The sequence below is a fragment of the Silvibacterium bohemicum genome (genome assembly GCF_001006305.1).
Lineage (GTDB): Bacteria > Acidobacteriota > Terriglobia > Terriglobales > Acidobacteriaceae > Silvibacterium > Silvibacterium bohemicum.
Map to the genome: position 1 here is coordinate 799,027 of NZ_LBHJ01000012.1, position 16,460 is coordinate 815,486.

Annotated in this window: 13 protein-coding genes; 8 read left to right on the forward strand and 5 right to left on the reverse strand. The window is 59.3% G+C overall.

Going from position 1 to position 16,460, the window contains the following annotated elements:
• Positions 1 to 28 precede the first annotated feature (28 nt).
• Positions 29 to 694: a Crp/Fnr family transcriptional regulator gene (locus XX99_RS19560; protein WP_050061033.1), complete on the reverse strand. Its 666-nt coding sequence runs from the start codon at positions 692 to 694 to the stop codon at positions 29 to 31.
• A gap of 154 nt (positions 695 to 848) precedes the next feature.
• Between XX99_RS19560 and XX99_RS19565 the strand changes: the two genes are divergently transcribed.
• From XX99_RS19565 to XX99_RS19600, 8 genes are all read left to right on the forward strand, one after another.
• The gene (locus XX99_RS19565; RefSeq protein WP_050061034.1) at positions 849 to 1,409 is read left to right on the forward strand and encodes a carboxymuconolactone decarboxylase family protein; all 561 of its coding nucleotides are present in this window, start codon (positions 849 to 851) and stop codon (positions 1,407 to 1,409) included.
• 246 nt (positions 1,410 to 1,655) lie between these two features.
• Positions 1,656 to 2,720 (forward strand): rod shape-determining protein, encoded by a 1,065-nt coding sequence (locus tag XX99_RS19570; protein WP_050061035.1) that lies wholly within the window; start codon positions 1,656 to 1,658, stop codon positions 2,718 to 2,720.
• A 77-nt stretch (positions 2,721 to 2,797) separates the two neighbouring features.
• Entirely contained in the window at positions 2,798 to 4,474 is a 1,677-nt protein-coding gene (gene mreC / locus XX99_RS19575; protein ID WP_050061036.1) for a rod shape-determining protein MreC, read from the forward strand.
• Positions 4,475 to 4,477: 3 nt separating this feature from the next.
• Positions 4,478 to 4,996 carry a rod shape-determining protein MreD gene (gene mreD / locus XX99_RS19580; protein ID WP_050061037.1) on the forward strand — a complete coding sequence of 173 codons (519 nt, stop codon included), beginning with the start codon at positions 4,478 to 4,480 and terminating at the stop codon, positions 4,994 to 4,996.
• Positions 4,993 to 7,068, forward strand: a complete 2,076-nt coding sequence (gene mrdA, locus XX99_RS19585) for a penicillin-binding protein 2 (RefSeq protein ID WP_082125727.1) — start codon at positions 4,993 to 4,995, stop codon at positions 7,066 to 7,068. Before mreD ends, mrdA begins: the two co-directional genes overlap by 4 nt.
• Positions 7,069 to 8,169, forward strand: coding sequence for a rod shape-determining protein RodA (gene rodA / locus XX99_RS19590; protein ID WP_050061038.1), 1,101 nt, complete (start codon positions 7,069 to 7,071; stop codon positions 8,167 to 8,169). It begins immediately after the preceding gene.
• Positions 8,170 to 8,628: 459 nt separating this feature from the next.
• Positions 8,629 to 11,994: an Rne/Rng family ribonuclease gene (locus XX99_RS19595; RefSeq protein WP_050061039.1), complete on the forward strand. Its 3,366-nt coding sequence runs from the start codon at positions 8,629 to 8,631 to the stop codon at positions 11,992 to 11,994.
• Between the two features lie 445 nt (positions 11,995 to 12,439).
• Positions 12,440 to 13,309, forward strand: a complete 870-nt coding sequence (locus tag XX99_RS19600) for a hypothetical protein (protein WP_050061040.1) — start codon at positions 12,440 to 12,442, stop codon at positions 13,307 to 13,309.
• Between the two features lie 279 nt (positions 13,310 to 13,588).
• On the opposite strand, the gene XX99_RS19605 is transcribed toward XX99_RS19600, so the two are convergent.
• The 4 genes from XX99_RS19605 to XX99_RS19620 all read right to left on the reverse strand — a co-directional run bounded on the left by XX99_RS19605 (position 13,589) and on the right by XX99_RS19620 (position 16,430).
• On the reverse strand, positions 13,589 to 13,846 hold the full coding sequence (locus XX99_RS19605) for a hypothetical protein (protein WP_050061041.1): 258 nt from the start codon (positions 13,844 to 13,846) through the stop codon (positions 13,589 to 13,591).
• Between the two features lie 77 nt (positions 13,847 to 13,923).
• Complete coding sequence (locus tag XX99_RS19610; protein WP_050061183.1) at positions 13,924 to 15,552, reverse strand: cellulose synthase family protein; 1,629 nt, start codon at positions 15,550 to 15,552, stop codon at positions 13,924 to 13,926.
• Between the two features lie 76 nt (positions 15,553 to 15,628).
• Positions 15,629 to 16,054 carry a PIN domain-containing protein gene (locus tag XX99_RS19615; protein ID WP_050061042.1) on the reverse strand — a complete coding sequence of 142 codons (426 nt, stop codon included), beginning with the start codon at positions 16,052 to 16,054 and terminating at the stop codon, positions 15,629 to 15,631.
• Positions 16,047 to 16,430 carry an AbrB/MazE/SpoVT family DNA-binding domain-containing protein gene (locus XX99_RS19620; protein ID WP_082125729.1) on the reverse strand — a complete coding sequence of 128 codons (384 nt, stop codon included), beginning with the start codon at positions 16,428 to 16,430 and terminating at the stop codon, positions 16,047 to 16,049. The genes XX99_RS19615 and XX99_RS19620 overlap by 8 nt, the downstream gene beginning before the upstream one ends.
• Between the last annotated feature and the right edge of the window lie 30 nt (positions 16,431 to 16,460).

Sequence of the window (16,460 nt, forward strand, 5' to 3'; positions counted from 1 at the left end):
GCCATCCGGGTTTTTCATTTTGGGCCGGCTATTGCTCGCGGGCGGCGCGATCCAGGCGAGAGCCGTCAAGGATGCGTATCTGCTTGCGTTCGATGGCGATGATGCCGGCTTTCTTCAATTCCCCGAGTGCGGTGGTAGCCGATTCGCGATAGACGCGCAGCTGTTCGGCAATTTTTTTGTGAGTCAGGTCCTGAACGCAGCCGTCCTTGGCGTTCTCGATGAGCAGCTTGGCCAGCCGCGGGATCAATGGCCGGAAAGATGTGGCTTCCAGGTCGAGCAAGACATGAAGAAATCGTTCGCTGACCAGATCGAGCATGCGCAGCGCAATCTGCGGATGTTCCCGAAGTAAATTGTCGAGATCGGCGCGCGAGATGGTGCGGATGCGGGACGGTTCCGTGGCCTGCGCGGTGCAGTGATACATGCACTGGCCGACGCAGCCCATTTCACCGAAGACCGCCGGCGGCTCAAGATCCGCGATGAGCAGTTTTTTCCGGCCCGAAATGCGAAAGGTCTGTACGTGCCCGGTTTCCAGGAAAAACAAGACCTGGCCGGTCTCGCCGGGGCGAAAAAAAATGTGCCCAGCTTCGAAGTTGCATATCAGGCTTTTCTCTTCGAGCATCTGCTGGTGTGAAGCAGGCAGGCCCTTGAAAAGTTCGACGGAGGAGAACGAGGCGGCTTCAGTCAGGCTCTTCATGTATTGAGTGCGCAGTTCTCAATTGTCCGGTGCCAGATGGCTACGCCGAGTGTAAGCGAGATTACATCTTTTGCCGGTATCCCGGGACGAATGGCGGAATCAAAGAGGCAGAATCACCGTGCGTTGAAGAGCCGGTCATTGCGAGGAGAACAATATGTCAAGACTATCCGCGATTCAACCCGACCAGGCAACCGGAAAAGCCAAGGAACTCTTGGACGCAGTGCATTCTGCGATGAAGATGACCCCCAACATGACGCGCGTTATGGCCAACTCGCCGGCCGTTCTGCAGGGATATCTCTCCTTCAGCGGAGCGTTGGCCGGAGGCGTTCTCAACCACAAGCTCCGCGAGGAGCTGGCGCTGGCGGTCAGCGAACAAAACTCCTGCCAATATTGCGTATCGGCTCACACTGCCATCGGCAAGATGGTGGGCCTGTCAGGTGCGGAGATCGAAGCGGCTCGCGACGGGGACTCGGCCTCGCCGAAAACTGCGGCAGCACTGAAGTTTGCGCGGGAGATCGTTGCCAAGCAGGGCCGGGCCTCAGAGTCCGATGTAGAAGCGGTCCGGGCTGCCGGGTTCAACGACGGAGAGATTGCGGAAATCATCGCCCATGTCGCGCTCAACGTCTTTACGAATTACTTCAACAACACGGCGGACGTGGATGTGGATTTCCCGAAGATTGCGCTGAGGCAGCAAGCGGCGACCGCCACCGCTTAAGTTCAAGAAGCTGGGCACTAATTACTCAACCGGCCAGCGAGAAACACGCTGGCTCGCACACCAGCAGAAGCCAGGGACATCCTGGCTTCTGCGCGTGAGCCCGGGATTTACAACTTTGGTGGCAAGGTGGGTGCGGGAACGAATACGCGGTGCTAATGTTTATTGCATTACATCCGCAACTATCGGCATTGCGATTGCGGCGAGGCCTTACAATAAAGTCGAGCCTCTAGAAAAGTCTACGTATTCATGTCATCGAACGGTTATCAGTCGCGTCCCTCGCGCTCGCACGGTGTGCGTTCGCTGTTCAGCGTTTTCTCTAGCGATCTTGCCATCGATCTCGGCACCGCCAATACGCTCGTCTATGCGGCGGGTAAAGGCATTGTTGTCAACGAGCCTTCCATCGTCGCCATCAACAAGAACACCGGCGAAGTCGAGGCTGTCGGCAAGGAAGCCAAGGAGATGCTCGGCCGCACTCCCGGCAATATTGTGGCCATCAAGCCGATGAAGGACGGCGTCATCGCCGACTTCAAGGTCACCGAGAAGATGCTCAACTACTTCATCCAGAAGGCGCATAACCGCAAGATGATGGTGCATCCGCGCATCGTGATCGGCGTGCCTTCGGAGATCACGCAGGTGGAAAAGCGCGCCGTCGAGGACTCGGCCTATCGCGCCAAGGCCAGCGAGGTCTTCCTCGTCGAGCAGGCGATGGTGGCGGCAATCGGCGCAGGTCTGCCGATTACTGAGCCGTCGGGCAACATGGTCGTCGACATCGGCGGTGGAACCACGGACATCGCGGTGATTTCGTTGTCTGGCATTGTCTATTCGCGCTCGGTGCGCATGGCCGGCAACCAGATGGACGAGTCCATCATGAACTACCTCAAGCGGAAATATAACCTGCTCATCGGCGAGCGTACCGCGGAGCAGATCAAGATCGAGATTGGGTCTGCCTATCCGCTGGACAAGCCTCTGACCATGGAGATCAAGGGCCGCAACCTGATCGAGGGCGTGCCAAAGACCATCTCCATCGAAGACAGCGAGATCCGCGAGGCGCTGGGCGAGTCGATCTCGACCATCATGAATGCGATCCGCGTAGCGCTGGAGCGGACTCCTCCGGAGTTGAGCGCCGACATCAGCGACCGCGGCATAGTTCTTACCGGCGGCGGCGCTTTGATCAAGAACCTCGACAAGCGGATACGCGAAGAGACCGGCCTGCCGGTATCGATCGCCGACGACCCGCTGGCCAGTGTGGTCCTGGGTACGGGCAAGATGCTCAGCGACTTCCGCCTGCTGCGCAAGATTAAGATCGACTAGCATTGACAGTATCCGCGGCTGTGACCAAGCGGCCGCAGATACGCGAGGAGTAGGCCGGCGAAGGCCGTGTCAGCGCCATGGAATCCTTCTTCAGCCGATATAAGAACGCTCTGGTGCTTCTGCTGGTGCTGGTGATGCAGCTGCTCGTGCTGGCGGTGCAGGCCAAGCGGCCGTCGAAAGACGCCTCCGATCCCGAAGCAGTGAGCCTCATCCGTTATGTGGTGGTGACCGTAGTGGCCACGCCCGAGCGGCTGCTGCGCAATTTCGGCCAGTCCATCGAAGATGTGTGGTTCGGATATATCGACCTCATCCATGTGCGTCGCGACAATGCCTCGCTCAAAAATCAGATCGAACAGCTCCGCCTGGAGCAGGCTAGCGTGGTCGAGGATGCCAGGCAAGGGCAGCGCCTCCAGCGCCTGCTCGGTTTCAAAGAACATTACATCTATCAGAGCCTGCCGGCGCAGGTGATCGGCACTTCGGGGACAGACCAGTCGGGCATCGTCTACATCGACAAGGGCTCGAACGATGGATTAAAGCCGGACATGCCGGTGATGACCGCCGATGGCATCGTTGGCCGCCTGAAGGACGTCTTTCCGTCGACCAGTCAGCTGATGCTGGTCTCAGATCCGACCAGTGGCGTAGGCGTGATTCTGGAGTCGACCCGCACCCGGGGAGTTCTGAAGGGCGGCGCCTTTAACCAGGTGCAGATGATCAACGTCTCGCCCGACGACCGGATCAAGCCAGGGGACAAGATCGTTACCAGCGGAGGCGACCAGATCTTTCCGCGCGGGATGCCGGTAGGCACGGTCGACCGGGTGGTTCCGGATCCCGATCGCGATCCGCTGCTGGATGTCATCGTGCATCCCTCGGCCAATCTTGCGCAGCTCGAAGAGGTTCTGGTGATCACCGGAATGGGCGATGCGGTCTCTTCGCAAGAGGAAAAGGACCTCGCGGAGAGCGAAGCCGAGGGTGAGGCCGCACAGAAGCGGGCTTCGGATATCCTCTCCGAGCGCCTGCCCAGCAAGATCGATCCCAGCGCACCTGCGGATACGAATCCGGATTCGAATGTGGACAGTACGGGCAACGTGGTGCAACCGCTGCATCCGCCGAAGCCGCTGGCGCCGGATGGATTTACGCCCGGCTCGACACCTCCGGCGACCGCGTTGACGCCCGGCGAGCGGACCGTTCCCGTCAAAAACGGAATAGAAGATTTGCCCAAGGCTCCGGCGACCGCGAAGATCGAACGTGCTCCCACCACCACGGGAGCCACCTCAGCGACTTCGGAGGCTGCCACCACGCACGCAGCAGCGAAACCTGCGGCCGATGCAGCTGATGCAGCGAAAACATCTACCGCTGCCCGGAGCGGGACTGCTTCCTCCGGCGTGCCCCTTTCAAAGCCTGCTGCGAAGCCGGCTTCGAGCCAGACTTCCAACCCGGTTGCGCATTCGCCGGGAGCAGCGTCTTCCGGCGTAGCTTCTTCGAGCGGAAAGCCCGCGTCGTCTGCCGGCAGTTTGAAGCCCGATACTAAGGTTCACGTCATCGTCGATGGTCCCGAGAACCGGGCGCCCAGACCCAGCTCGACGTTCAACCCTCCCGCGTCAGGCTCCTCGACGCAGCCAGCTCCCAAACCGGTGACTCCGGCGCGGAACGGTCCTGTCGTGGTTCCCGATGACGGCAGCCGCCCGCCCGCCACCATGCCTAAAAGGCCGGCCGATTCCAACTCTTCCCCTGCACCGCAGGGGCATGGAGCCTAGAGCATGGCATTGATGGCTTCAACGCGGCGTGAGGTGGACGAGCGCTCCTTTCCGCTGTTTATCTACATTCTGGCTCCGCTGCTGGCCCTGGGACTGCAATCGCTGGTTACGCTGCACTTCCTGCGCTTCGGCATGCTCGACCTGCCCCTGATGGTGGTGGTCTACTTCGCCATGGCGCGCCGAAATCCCGTGACCGCCACGCTCGGTGGCGCGGCGGTAGGCATTCTTCAGGACGCGCTGACCCATCAGCCGATCGGTGTCTTCGGCATCGCCAAGGCCTTCATCGGTTACCTTGCGGCTTCTCTCGGCGTCAGAATAGACACCGAAGCTCACGGCACCCGGCTGGTGCTCACCTTTCTCTTCATGCTGCTGCACAATGGCATCGACTGGGTGCTGGTGCGCCATCTGCTGGCCCAGCCGCTGGTGTGGAACTGGCTGCATGAGCTGCTGCGCGCCGCGATCAACGCACTGATCGCAGTCGTTCTGTTCGCATTACTCGATCGAGCGAGGATACGGGAATGAATCTCTGGGGACGGTTCGCGAAGAAAAGCTCGGCGCAGGACGCAAGCGACCTTCTCACCAGGGAAGGCGATCTGCCGGCCATCAAGCTGACCATCTTCCAGTACGTGATCGTGGCGGTAATGGCGGTGCTCATCTTCGGGCTGTGGCGGCTGCAGGTAGTGAATGCCGAAAGCTGGCGGGCGCTGGCCGAGGCGAACCGCATCCGCAAGGTGCCGATCCTCGCGCCCCGCGGTCAGCTCTTCGACCGCGATGGCCGGCTGCTGGTGGATAACTACCCTTCGGTTTCCTGCTTCCTGGTGCGTGAGCAGGGGCATAACCTGGAGCCGGATCTGCCGCTGATCGCCCGCGGACTGCACATGACCGTGGACCAGATCCACGCCATTCTGAAGAAATACCGCACCGCTCCGAAGTACCAGCCGCTTCCGTTGAAGCAGGACATCACGCCCGACGAGCAGGAGTTCATCGAAGCGCACCGCGACGAGATGCCGGAACTCGAAACCGTCGACGAGCAGCGCCGGCTTTACCCCAAAGACGGATTTGCGGCGAACCTGATCGGCTACGTGGGTGAGGTGAGCGAGGAGATGCTCAACGATCCCCGTTACGAGTACTACGAGCCGGGCGACGTAGTGGGCAAATCGGGCGTGGAAGAGGCATACGACGCCCTGTTGCGCGGGCAGGACGGCTCGCGCGACGTGCTCGTCGACAGCCACGGCCGCGAGGTAGGCAAACTCGGCACCGAGCGCTCGAAGCCGGGGCAAAACCTGCGGCTGACCATCGATATGGATATTCAGCGGGCGGCCGAGAACGCGCTGGGCGACCGTGAAGGCGCAATCGTGGCCATGGATCCCCATACGGGCGAAATTCTGGCCATGGTCAGCCGGCCAACCTTCGATCCCAACGCATTTGCGGTAAAAATCGGCCGCGACGAGTGGAACAAGCTCATCACCGACCCCGACCATCCGCTACTGAACAAAGCGATTCAGGCGCAATCGCCGCCGGGCTCGACCTTCAAGGTCATCATGTCGGTCGCCGGCCTTCAGGAAGGTGTGGCGCAGAACTTCAAGGTGAACTGCCAGGGTGGCGCCACTCTTTACGGCCACTTCTACGCATGTGATAAGCATCACGGTGAGGTGGATATCGAGCACGCGCTTCCGTGGTCGTGCGACACCTTTTACTACATGCTCGCGGCGAGGCTGGGCATCGACACGGTTGCGAAATATGCTCATGCGCTGGGGATGGGACAAAAGACTGGCATCGACCTGCCCGACGAAATTGCCGGGGTTATGCCCTCGACCGAGTGGGCGATGAAGCAGTACCACCGGAAGTGGTACGCGGGCGAAACCGTTTCCGTGGGCATCGGGCAGGGCGCGGTGGCCGCTACGCCGATTCAACTCGCCAGGGCGCTGGGCGGGATCGCCTCGGGCGGGGTCCTGAAGCGTCCGCACGTGGTCTTCCCCGACGAATTGCCTGCCGAATACCGCAGCGCGATGAGGGATTCCTTCTCCGGCTCGGGCGATGCGACGATTCCCATCAATCCTGACAATTGGGAGATCATCACCGACGGCATGGCGGAGACCACGACCAGCGGTACAGCGTTTGCGTCGCACCTGGAGGGGATCGACTTTGCGGGTAAAACCGGTACGGCGCAGGTGGTAAATCACAGCGCCGGAGTGAAGAGCGTTTCATCGATCAAGTCAGAGCGTGCGAATGCGTGGTTTGTGGGGATGGCGCCGCGGCGCAATCCGGATATCGTGGTTGCGGTCTTCTGGCAGCATGGCGGATGGGGCGCGGGTTCGGCGCACCTGGTCGCCAAGGTAATCGAGGCTTATGTGGACAAGCAGCGGCGGCTCAACAACAACCTGGTGGCCGAAAAGCCACAGCCGGTGGAGGTTGGAGCAGTCTGGTCGCAGCCCAACGATTCCAAGGGATTAGGCGGCAAACCAATCGATCCGCGCGCACCCAAAGGCGATCCAGCAGCGACCGCGTTTGCCGGGCATTTCTTTTTGCCGCCTCCCGCGAAGGCAAAGAACGAAAATGCCAAAGCCGACGCGCTGGCGACGGTGGTTCACTAAATGCGCCGTTTTCTATCTTTCCGCGACTTCGACTGGACCCTTCTAGGGTTCGTGATGTTGCTGTCCGTGATCAGTGTCTTCGAGATTTACAGCGCGACTCTGCATACCAAGTTCGTCGGCTTCTATAGGCAGCAGATTCTCTGGACGGTGGGCGGTCTGGGGGCGATGTTTGCCTTTTCGCTGATCGACTACCATCGCCTGCTCGATTTCATCCATTGGATCTACGGCTTCTGTCTGCTATCGCTGATCGGGGTTCTGGTGGTCGGGACCAAAGTCCTGGGAGCCAGGCGCTGGATCAAGCTGCCTGGTGGTATCCACTTTCAGCCGTCGGAGTGGGTGAAGCTCATTCTCATCGTGGCGGTTACGCGCTATTTCTGCGGCCTGGTGGGGCGAAAGCTGACCTGGCCGGACATCTTCAAGGCCATGGCCATGGTCGGCGTGCCCATGCTGCTGGTCTTGAAGCAGCCCGACCTGGGAACGGCCTTGACCTACTCGCCGATCCTGCTCGCCGGGTTGTTTCTGGGTGGAATCGATTGGAAGAAGGGGTCGATCCTGGTGCTGGCGGGTCTGCTGGTGGTGGGCGTGGCCTTTACCAGCAGCAAGATCCTCAAGCCCTACCAGAAACAGCGCCTGACCAGCTTCATGAATCCCGATGCCGACCCTAAAGGAAGCGGCTACCAGATCCGGCAGTCGCTGATTGCCGTGGGCGACGGCGGCGTCTTCGGGCGGGGCGCGACCAAGGGCACGCAGACGCAGGGCGACTTCCTGCCTATCCCCTATACGGACTTCATCTTTGCCGCATTTGCCGAGGAGCACGGATTCATCGGTTGCGTGCTCGTGTTACTGCTATACTTTCTGGTATTGATGCGTTTGATTCAAAACGCACAGACAGCCTCAGACCTCCCAGGTACGTTCCTGGTGATGGGCGTGGTGGCCGTTTTGATCTTTCAGATCGCGGTCAACGTCGGAATGGTTCTAGGGCTGATGCCGGTCACCGGAATTCCTCTCCCGTTAATGAGTTACGGAGGGTCTTCGGTGCTGTTTACGTTCCTGGCTCTGGGCATGGTGATGAATGTCCGCATGAGCCGCTTCGTGAATTGAATTCCCGGCCGCACACGAGGTTAGGAAGAAAATCCGCATCCCAGGGTCTGAGATGGACCGGGCGGCGGATGGCAAGTACAGGTTTTTTCAGGGTTTTTAACTTTAACCGGCCAGGTAGATTACCGGGCCGGGCAGGATTCAAGGAATGAGCGCATTGAGACGGGTAACGGCCCCGCCAATCGAATTGGCTGAAGCGGTCACAAACTCTCTGCGTCAGGACGCTAATCGTAATTCGGACGTTTGCCGAAATTCAAACACCTTCCGAGTTTTGAACGCTTCCCACAAGACAGCCGGTTTTTTCAACGTGTCTCCGCCGGTTCTCCGGTCCGGGCGCGATGGAGTTCTTATGCCAGGAATCTCCACGGCTATCCCACTGTCATTTCCGATCCTCTCCGGTATTCCGCTCTGATCTGTCTCGCCGTTGTCTCGCGGAGAACTCCGTGAGACCAGAGAGGCAGCATGTCAAAGGAAATATGCATTTCGACCACGCCGCATGAGACGCGGCTGGCCATTCTAGAGAACGACGAACTCACGGAAATCTACTACGAGCGTGAGAACGAATACACCCTAGCCGGCTCCATTTACAAAGGACGAGTGACGCGCGTGCTTCCCGGCATGCAGTCGGCCTTCGTCGACCTCGGTCTCGAACGCGATGCGTTCCTGTACGTCACCGATTTCCTGGAAGAGCAGGATGGCGGGGCGGACTTCGAGCGCGTGGGCGGCGGCCAGCAGCAGCGTAAGGAAGGCGGGCGCGACAACAATCGTGAAAACGCAAGCCGCGAAAGCGGTGGCCGGGAAACTGGCAGCCGCGAAGCAGGTGGCCGTGAAAGCGGTGGTCGCGAGAGCCGCGAGAGCCGCGAGAGTCGCGATGGCGGCCGTGACGCCAGCCGCAGCCGCCAGCCCCAGGAGGCTGTAGCAGAGAGTTCAGCCGAGCCCGCGGCCGCCGACGGCTCCGAAGATGGCGATTCGCCCTCCGGCACCCGCCGGTGGCGTGGACGCCGCGGACGCCGCAGAGGCTTCCGGCCGCGCGGCCAGGAGGGCACGACAGCCCAGTCCGAATCTCCAGAAGCGGCGGAAGAGTCGGCTGGAGAGTCAACCAGGGACTCAAACCGAGACTCGAACCGGGACTCGTTCAGGGAATCAATTCGGGAATCGATAGTGGACGAGCCGCTGACTCTGCCCGAGCGCGGAGCCCCAGGCGGCACCATGGCCAGCAACAGGATTCTGCTGCCCGGTGAGTCGCTTTCGAGATACGGCGGCGCGCCCGCCCCTGGTTCCACGGCTGAACCCGAGCCCCAGCAGGCGGCGGCTCCCGCTTTCAAGCCGAACTACGTTGCTCCCAAGCCCTCGACGCTGATCGAGGCGCTAACCGAATGGGATGGCGGATCGCTGCTGCCCGGCGAATCCCGCGCACGCCGTCAGCATGCCGCTGCTGTAGAGACCGAACCGGTACAACACGAATCTCCGATCGCCGAATTCGAAGGCGACGACATCGAAACCCAGGTCGACGAGATTCTCGCCGAGGTTGCCCATACGATTCCCGTCTCCGATTTCGAGATGGCAGAAGAAGATGCGGATAGGGTCGCCGTCGCTTCGGCCTTTGAGGAGCCAGTCGAGTTCGCAGTTCCAACGCCTTCCGCGCCGATCGAAGCTGTTCCCGACCAGATCGCGCAGAACGCCCCGGAACCTCATGCCCAGGAACCTCATGCCCCGGAATCGCACGCAGAGATCGTCACCGAGCCCGTTGCCCTGGTTCACGACCAGCTTGAGACGCCTGTAGCAGAAGCTCATCAGCCAGCCGTGGAAGCTCATCCGCACGAGCCTGTACATGAATTAATTGAGGAAACCCACGAGTTCGAGCCCGAGACGGCCTCGGCGTCGTACCGCATCGATGCCGTCGCTCCCAGCGAGTTCCGCGTTTCGAGCGTAATCGAAGAAGAGCTGCCGGCCGCGGAGCATGAAGCAGCTCCGGAAGCGATCTTCGAAGAAGCTGTGATTCATGAAGCAACCGCGCCCGCTGCATTTGAAGTTGAGTTTGAGGAAGAGTCTGATTCGCTCGACGAGCGGAACGATTCTCCACAGCTTGGCGAGCCGGCTATCGAAACAGATCAGCCCTTTGGATTTTCTCCGGGCGCAGGCATTCTCGAAGAAGAGGTCATCGACGAAGAGGAGTATGACTTCGAGCCGATCCACGCGCACCACGACGAGCACGATATCGAAGAGCTTGAAGAGGAAACCCTTGAGCATTCGGGTGCCGAGATCGGCGACATGGTTCGCGATACGCACCTCAATCAGCGGCTGTCGGTAGAACCGGGCGCCGACGAAGAAGAGGATGAGGATTCGGACGAGCTGGAGTACGGCGAAGTCGACCTCGATGAGGACGAAGAAGACGAAGAGGGTGAGGGCGTCGAACGCGATGAGCCCAACGGTGAAGCCGTAACCGCGGACGGCGCAGCGCCGGCGCGCGAAGGCTCCCGTGAAGGTGGACGCGAGGGCGAGCGCCGTGGCGGACGCCGCGGAGATCGTGGGAGAGGCCGTGGTGGAGATCGCGGCGGACGTTCCAACCAACGCCGTCATGGTGGCGGAGGCGGCGGACGCCGTCCTTCGGCTCAGGTCACCGACCTGCCCATCATCAGTGAGCTGTTGAAGCAGGGCCAGGAGATTCTGGTCCAGATCGCCAAGGAGCCGATCGCCAAGAAGGGCGCACGCATCACCAGCCACATTGCGCTTCCTGGCCGCTTCCTGGTCTTCATGCCGACCGTCAATCACGTAGGCGTCTCGCGCAAGATCGACTCCGACGAAGAGCGTCAGCGGCTGAAGCGGATTCTGATCAGCGAAAAGGGCGACGCGTCGGGCGGATTCATCGTGCGCACCGCCGCCGATGGAGCCAGCGAAGAAGAGCTGCGCGCCGACCTGCGCTTCCTGATCAGCCTGTGGAACGACATCAAGCAGCGCGAGGAATCAAGCAAGGCGCCTGCGCTGATCTACCACGACCTCAACCTCATCGAGCGCGTGCTGCGCGACCAGGTGAGCGACAATTTCTCGGCGATCTGGGTGGACAGCGAAGCCGAATACGAGCGCACGGTGCGTTTCCTCAACCGCTTCCAACCCTCGCTGGTGCGCCGCGTCAAGCTCTATACGAAGGAGACGCCGCTCTTCGAGCAGTTCGGTATCCAGGACGAGATCACCAAGGCGCTGAAGTCGAAGGTATGGCTGAAGTCTGGTGGCTCGATTGTCATCAATCAGACCGAAGCTCTGGTTGCCATCGATATCAATACCGGCAAATATGTCGGCAAGACGGCGCGTCTCGAAGACACCATCGTGAAGACCAATCTCGATGCGATTCCGGAGATCGTGCGGCAGATTCGGCTGCGCGACCTGGGCGGCATCATCGTGATCGACTTCATCGATATGGACGAACGCAAAAACCGGCACAAGGTATTGGCTGCTCTCGAAGAGGCATTGAAGGCGGATCGCGCTCCTTCGAAGGTTCTGCAGTTCAATGACTTCGGACTGGTCGCGATCACCCGCAAGCGCGTCAAACAATCGCTCGAGCGGACCCTGAGCATCCCCTGCCCGGTGTGCGTGGCCACGGGAATGGTGAAGAGCCCGACCACGGTGGCCAACGAGATCTTCGTCGAGCTGCGCAAGATGCAGAAGCATCTCGACCGCGGCGATGTGATGCTGCGCGTGAATCCGGAAGTGGTGAAGACGCTCAAGGCGAACAATGCCCGGTGGCTGAACGAGATGGAGGAGATGCTGGGCAAGACCATTATCGTGAAGAGCGATCCGGCCCTGCACCCCGAACAGTTCGACATCCACTAGGACTTGCCGTCCAGGCAATCGCGGCTTCGCCGCCACTTTGGGATTGTTTCTCGAGGTGGCTGGCGAAGCCGCTTTCTTTGGTTGCAGTTTCGTATTTTTCATCCGGCTTGCCGCTCGATCTCAGCTTTCACGCGCGAGACTCGGGGTATCAGGCTTGATTCTCGGGTTTAGCTTTTAAGCTCGGCGTCCACGATTTATTCCACTGAGTTCGGTTTACTATCGTCAAATCTTTGTCAAGTTAAACTGATTGCCTGAACTAACCGGTAGGTTAAGCGACCAACGGAAGCGCCTGTAGTTTGATGGCGCCGAAGGCGCGTATCGCTCGACGCGCAGTCGCGTAGACAAAAACAACGCTTGGCGAGTCTAAGTCATCTAGATAGTGTTAGAACCTATGGAGCAGCCCACGTCCTGCTTCTGTACTTTCATTCGAGACATGAGGACCCCCATGACCGAGAACTGCAATTTTTCGCGGACTCTTCTGCGCCGCGTCGCCACTGCCGCTTCCGTTCTTGCTCTTGCTGCTGCATCTTACCCGGCACTCGCTCAAAGCGATGCGACAGCGACGGACGCCACCGCGACAGATAGCGGCCATGCCTATTCAAGCTCTACTGACTGGAAGGCCTATTTGGATTCCGGCGATGCCCTGGATGGCGCGGCCGCTCCGACTCCCGCACCCAAGCCAGGCGGGCAATATGGCCAATCGAACAACCACTACCCCGGCTACGAGAATCGCTGGAGCCACCTCGCCTTTGAGGGCGGAGGAGGGTTCACCGCTCCCGTTGGGAATGACGTACGCGATGGCTACGATACCTGGGGTTACAACATCACTGCGGGTGCTGGCTGGAACTTCACCAAGCACTTCGGTGCGCTCCTGGAATACCAGTTCAATCGCAATAAAATTCCTGGCGCCACACTGGCGGCGGTCGGTGCTCCGGGCGGCAACATCAATACCTGGTCATTCACCATCGATCCCATTTTCTACCTTCCGATAACCAAGAAGTTCGGCGGCTACGTGACCGGCGGCGGCGGATTCTACCGCAAGGTGACCAACTTCACGGCTCCTGAAGAAGAAGAGTTCTGCTCTTTCTTCTGTGAAATAGGCACCGAGAACGTCACCATCGGGCACTTCTCCAGCAATCAGGGCGGCTTGAACCTCGGTGTTGGCGGCTACTGGAAGGCCTTCGGCGAAGACAGCAACGCCAAGCTTTATGCGGAAGCCCGTTACGTCTGGGTTGATTCACCAGCGGCAACGGCGACACAGAACGGCGAAGGCAGCGAGGGATTGATTCCCGTCACCTTCGGCGTTCGCTTCTAACTTCCACTTATTGCTTCAATGGATGGGGCAGGCTTCGGCCTGCCCTTTTTCGTTTCGTGACCTAAAGGGATTTAGCGAGTCGGAGCTATCTCGGCCTAAGTTGGGATAGCTCGAGGTAACCAAAGTACAGTGCCCCTTAGTGTCTCGACCTTCCTTCTTGGCATGCCATAGCATGCACTTTCACGACAGGGAGGAAATCGATGGTTTCTACTTCAGTCTGAGAGTTGAGCTCCCCCGAACTGCATAGGGCGGAAGCTTCGGCTTCCGCTTTTTTTTGCGCTAGTGGGAGGCTTCTTTCGATTCGAGGCGAGATACGCGCTGGGCAAGCGTGGCGTAGTCGGCGAGCTGCTGGATAGCAAACATGACCTGCTCGTGACGAGCCTGCGCGTTCTTCTCCATCTGGTTAAAACGGCTATCCACTTGGCTGAAACGCTCGTCCATGCGTTTTTCCAGCGCGTCCACGCGCACCTTCAGTTCGCGAAGTTCAGGCGCCAGGAAATCCTGGACAACGGTGCGGACATCTTCGACGACGCTCATCTCGACTCCAGAATACTCCCGGATGCAGGACTTCCCAAAGACTTCTACGGGAAGATTGTTACCTAAGATTTTCCGAATTACACGCCGACAGGATACGGCTTCGGCGATGACTCGTCGAGGTTCGCCCCACCTCTCCAGCGCTCGAAGCGTCCCTGGAAGAGCGACAACATCCCGGTGTACCAATAGCCGATCACAAAGAGCAGCAGAAACGGGATGGTGAAGTAGTTCTCATTGGTCCACGCGTACCAGATAGTCATGGCGAAGTAGCAGCCGATACCAAGCTCGATCCAGGGCACGATGCCCAGGCGCTTGCGGTATTTCATGGCCTTCGATTTCTCTCCACGTTTTTCCACACGATACTTCGGCGTGCGCTTGAAAGAGGATTGGATGCCGAACAAAGCTTCCATCACCGCGCGGGTATTCGTCACAGTAAGCCCGATGCCCAGCGACATGAGGAAGGGCAGATAGAGAAATGTCCGGTACCAGCGGCGCGGGTAGAGCTCTTTTTGCGAAACCAGATAAAAGGACGAGATAGAGAAGGTCGATGCCATGAATAGCGGCAAGTCGATCAGCAGCATCTGAAACCAGCCCTGATAGAAGCGAATGATCATGGCCGGCATGAGCAGCACCGAGAGCACCACCATCAGCGGGTAGCTGATATTCGCGGTGAGGTGGTACCAGGCTTCGAGCTTGGTGTGCTTCGGCGCATCGCTGCGCAGCACGCGGGGCAGGATCTTCTTCGATGTCTGGATGAGGCCTTTGGCCCAGCGCGCCTGCTGGGTTTTGAAAGCGGTCATCTCGATGGGCAGCTCGGCCGGGCATTCGACGTGCTGAAGATATTTAAACTTCCAGCCGACGAGCTGCGCGCGATAGCTGAGGTCGGTGTCTTCGGTCAGGGTGTCGTGTTGCCAGCCGCCGGCCTGTCCAATGACCTCGCGCCGCCACATGCCTGCAGTGCCGTTGAAGTTGAAGAAGACGCCGGCGCGAGAGCGGCCGCCGTGCTCCAGCACGAAGTGGCCGTCGAGCAGAATAGCTTCGACCTGCGTGAGAAAACTATAGTCGCGGTTGAGGTGCGTCCACCGGGTCTGCACCATGCCGATCTCCGGTTCGGCGAAGTGGTGAACCACATTCATCAGCCAGTCGCGCGGCGGAACGAAATCGGCGTCGAAGATGGCGACGAAGTCGCCCTTGGCTGTCTTCAATCCTTCATCGAGGGCTCCGGCCTTGTACCCATAACGATTCGTCCGATGCAGGTAGACGATAGGATGGCCCATGGCCCGGTAGCGATCGCAGATGGCGGACGCCACCTCTTTGGTCTCGTCCGTGGAGTCGTCGAGAACCTGAATCTCCAGCAGCTCTCGCGGGTAGTCGAGGTTGGCGCAGGCATCGATCAAGCGGTCGATGACGAACTGCTCGTTGAAGATGGGAAGCTGGATGGTGATGAGCGGCAATTGCTCGAAACGCCGCGGCGGTTCCTTCACGTCGTTCTTGCGATGTTTGTAGTAAAGGTAGACCAGCTGGTAACGGTGCAGGCCATAAAAGGCCAGGATGATCATCACCACGAAATAGGGGATGAGCAGCGAGGTGTCGAACCAATTCCAGCGGTAGAGATTCTCGAAGGTGTGGTCGCCATAGTGATAGCGGAGGTAGTGGCGCAGATCGTTTTTCGGCTGCAGCAGCGCGAGCATGGCTGCATTGCAGCGCATAACGAGTTCGGGAGCGAGCTGTTTCAGCAAGGCCATACCTTTGGTTGGATTCAGGATTATTGTAAGTGCTCTGTGCTTAGCGGCGTTGTTTTAGGTAATCCAGAAAAGTCCGAGGCTGCGTGATCATCAGAATGCCATGCCGGGTCTCAATCGGCAGATTCATCCAGGGCGCGAAGTGGGTCTTGTCGCCGGTAATGAGAAAATCAGCGCCCGCATTCATCGCGGCCGCCAATACCGGCTGATCTTTCGTCGGCAGATCGATGTGGGGTGGCAGCGTTCCGGGTAAAGCGTCGGACACGATGATGGTTGCAGCCAGAAGAGATTCAAGCCGCCGGGTATGATCCTCGCTCGTGCAGTTCCTGAGCGCCTCCTGAACCACATAGAACGAGGTTACGAGTTGGACTTCGGGCATGCTCCAAAACTCCAGAAGGCCGTTCTTTTGCTTGTATGCAGCGGAGAAGAGGACATTCGCATCCAGAAATACGCGCAACGGCTCAGGCATGTTTGCCGGGTTTTAGCGCGCGCTTACTCAGATTTTTTCGAAGAGCCGTCCACTGTTTGTTCGCCTCGGCTGCCGTCGGAAGATCGTTGCGTCTCACGTCTTCCGTGTGAGGAATTGTCTTCGGATCAAGCCCCAGCGCCCGGATATCTTCGCAGGCCTGGTCGTAATCTTCCCTGGTCACCGCATTGTTGAGAAGAAATTCTGCTTTACGAAGTGGCGTATATATCTCGACAGGCACGGCGACTGCCGGACGCAACAGTATCCCGTCCTCACGTTCTTCAGTGACGAGGAGATCGCCTTCCTTGAGACCGAAGCGCTGACGCAGCTTAACCGGCACAACGATGGTTCCACGCTTCCCGACGCGACTAGTTTCCATATCGGAATCTCTGAATGTCAGATTATCAGA

Bases quoted from the DNA above. Each gene is read 5' to 3' on its own strand.
- XX99_RS19610 (WP_050061183.1), bottom strand. From the start codon at position 15,552: ATGCGCTGCAATGCAGCCATGCTCGCGCTGCTGCAGCCGAAAAACGAT.
- XX99_RS19565 (WP_050061034.1), top strand. From the start codon at position 849: ATGTCAAGACTATCCGCGATTCAACCCGACCAGGCAACCGGAAAAGCC.
- XX99_RS19570 (WP_050061035.1), top strand. From the start codon at position 1,656: ATGTCATCGAACGGTTATCAGTCGCGTCCCTCGCGCTCGCACGGTGTG.
- XX99_RS19600 (WP_050061040.1), top strand. From the start codon at position 12,440: ATGACCGAGAACTGCAATTTTTCGCGGACTCTTCTGCGCCGCGTCGCC.
- XX99_RS19595 (WP_050061039.1), top strand. From the start codon at position 8,629: ATGTCAAAGGAAATATGCATTTCGACCACGCCGCATGAGACGCGGCTG.
- mreC (WP_050061036.1), top strand. From the start codon at position 2,798: ATGGAATCCTTCTTCAGCCGATATAAGAACGCTCTGGTGCTTCTGCTG.
- mreD (WP_050061037.1), top strand. From the start codon at position 4,478: ATGGCATTGATGGCTTCAACGCGGCGTGAGGTGGACGAGCGCTCCTTT.
- mrdA (WP_082125727.1), top strand. From the start codon at position 4,993: ATGAATCTCTGGGGACGGTTCGCGAAGAAAAGCTCGGCGCAGGACGCA.
- XX99_RS19615 (WP_050061042.1), bottom strand. From the start codon at position 16,054: ATGCCTGAGCCGTTGCGCGTATTTCTGGATGCGAATGTCCTCTTCTCC.
- XX99_RS19560 (WP_050061033.1), bottom strand. From the start codon at position 694: ATGAAGAGCCTGACTGAAGCCGCCTCGTTCTCCTCCGTCGAACTTTTC.
- rodA (WP_050061038.1), top strand. From the start codon at position 7,069: ATGCGCCGTTTTCTATCTTTCCGCGACTTCGACTGGACCCTTCTAGGG.
- XX99_RS19620 (WP_082125729.1), bottom strand. From the start codon at position 16,430: ATGGAAACTAGTCGCGTCGGGAAGCGTGGAACCATCGTTGTGCCGGTT.
- XX99_RS19605 (WP_050061041.1), bottom strand. From the start codon at position 13,846: ATGAGCGTCGTCGAAGATGTCCGCACCGTTGTCCAGGATTTCCTGGCG.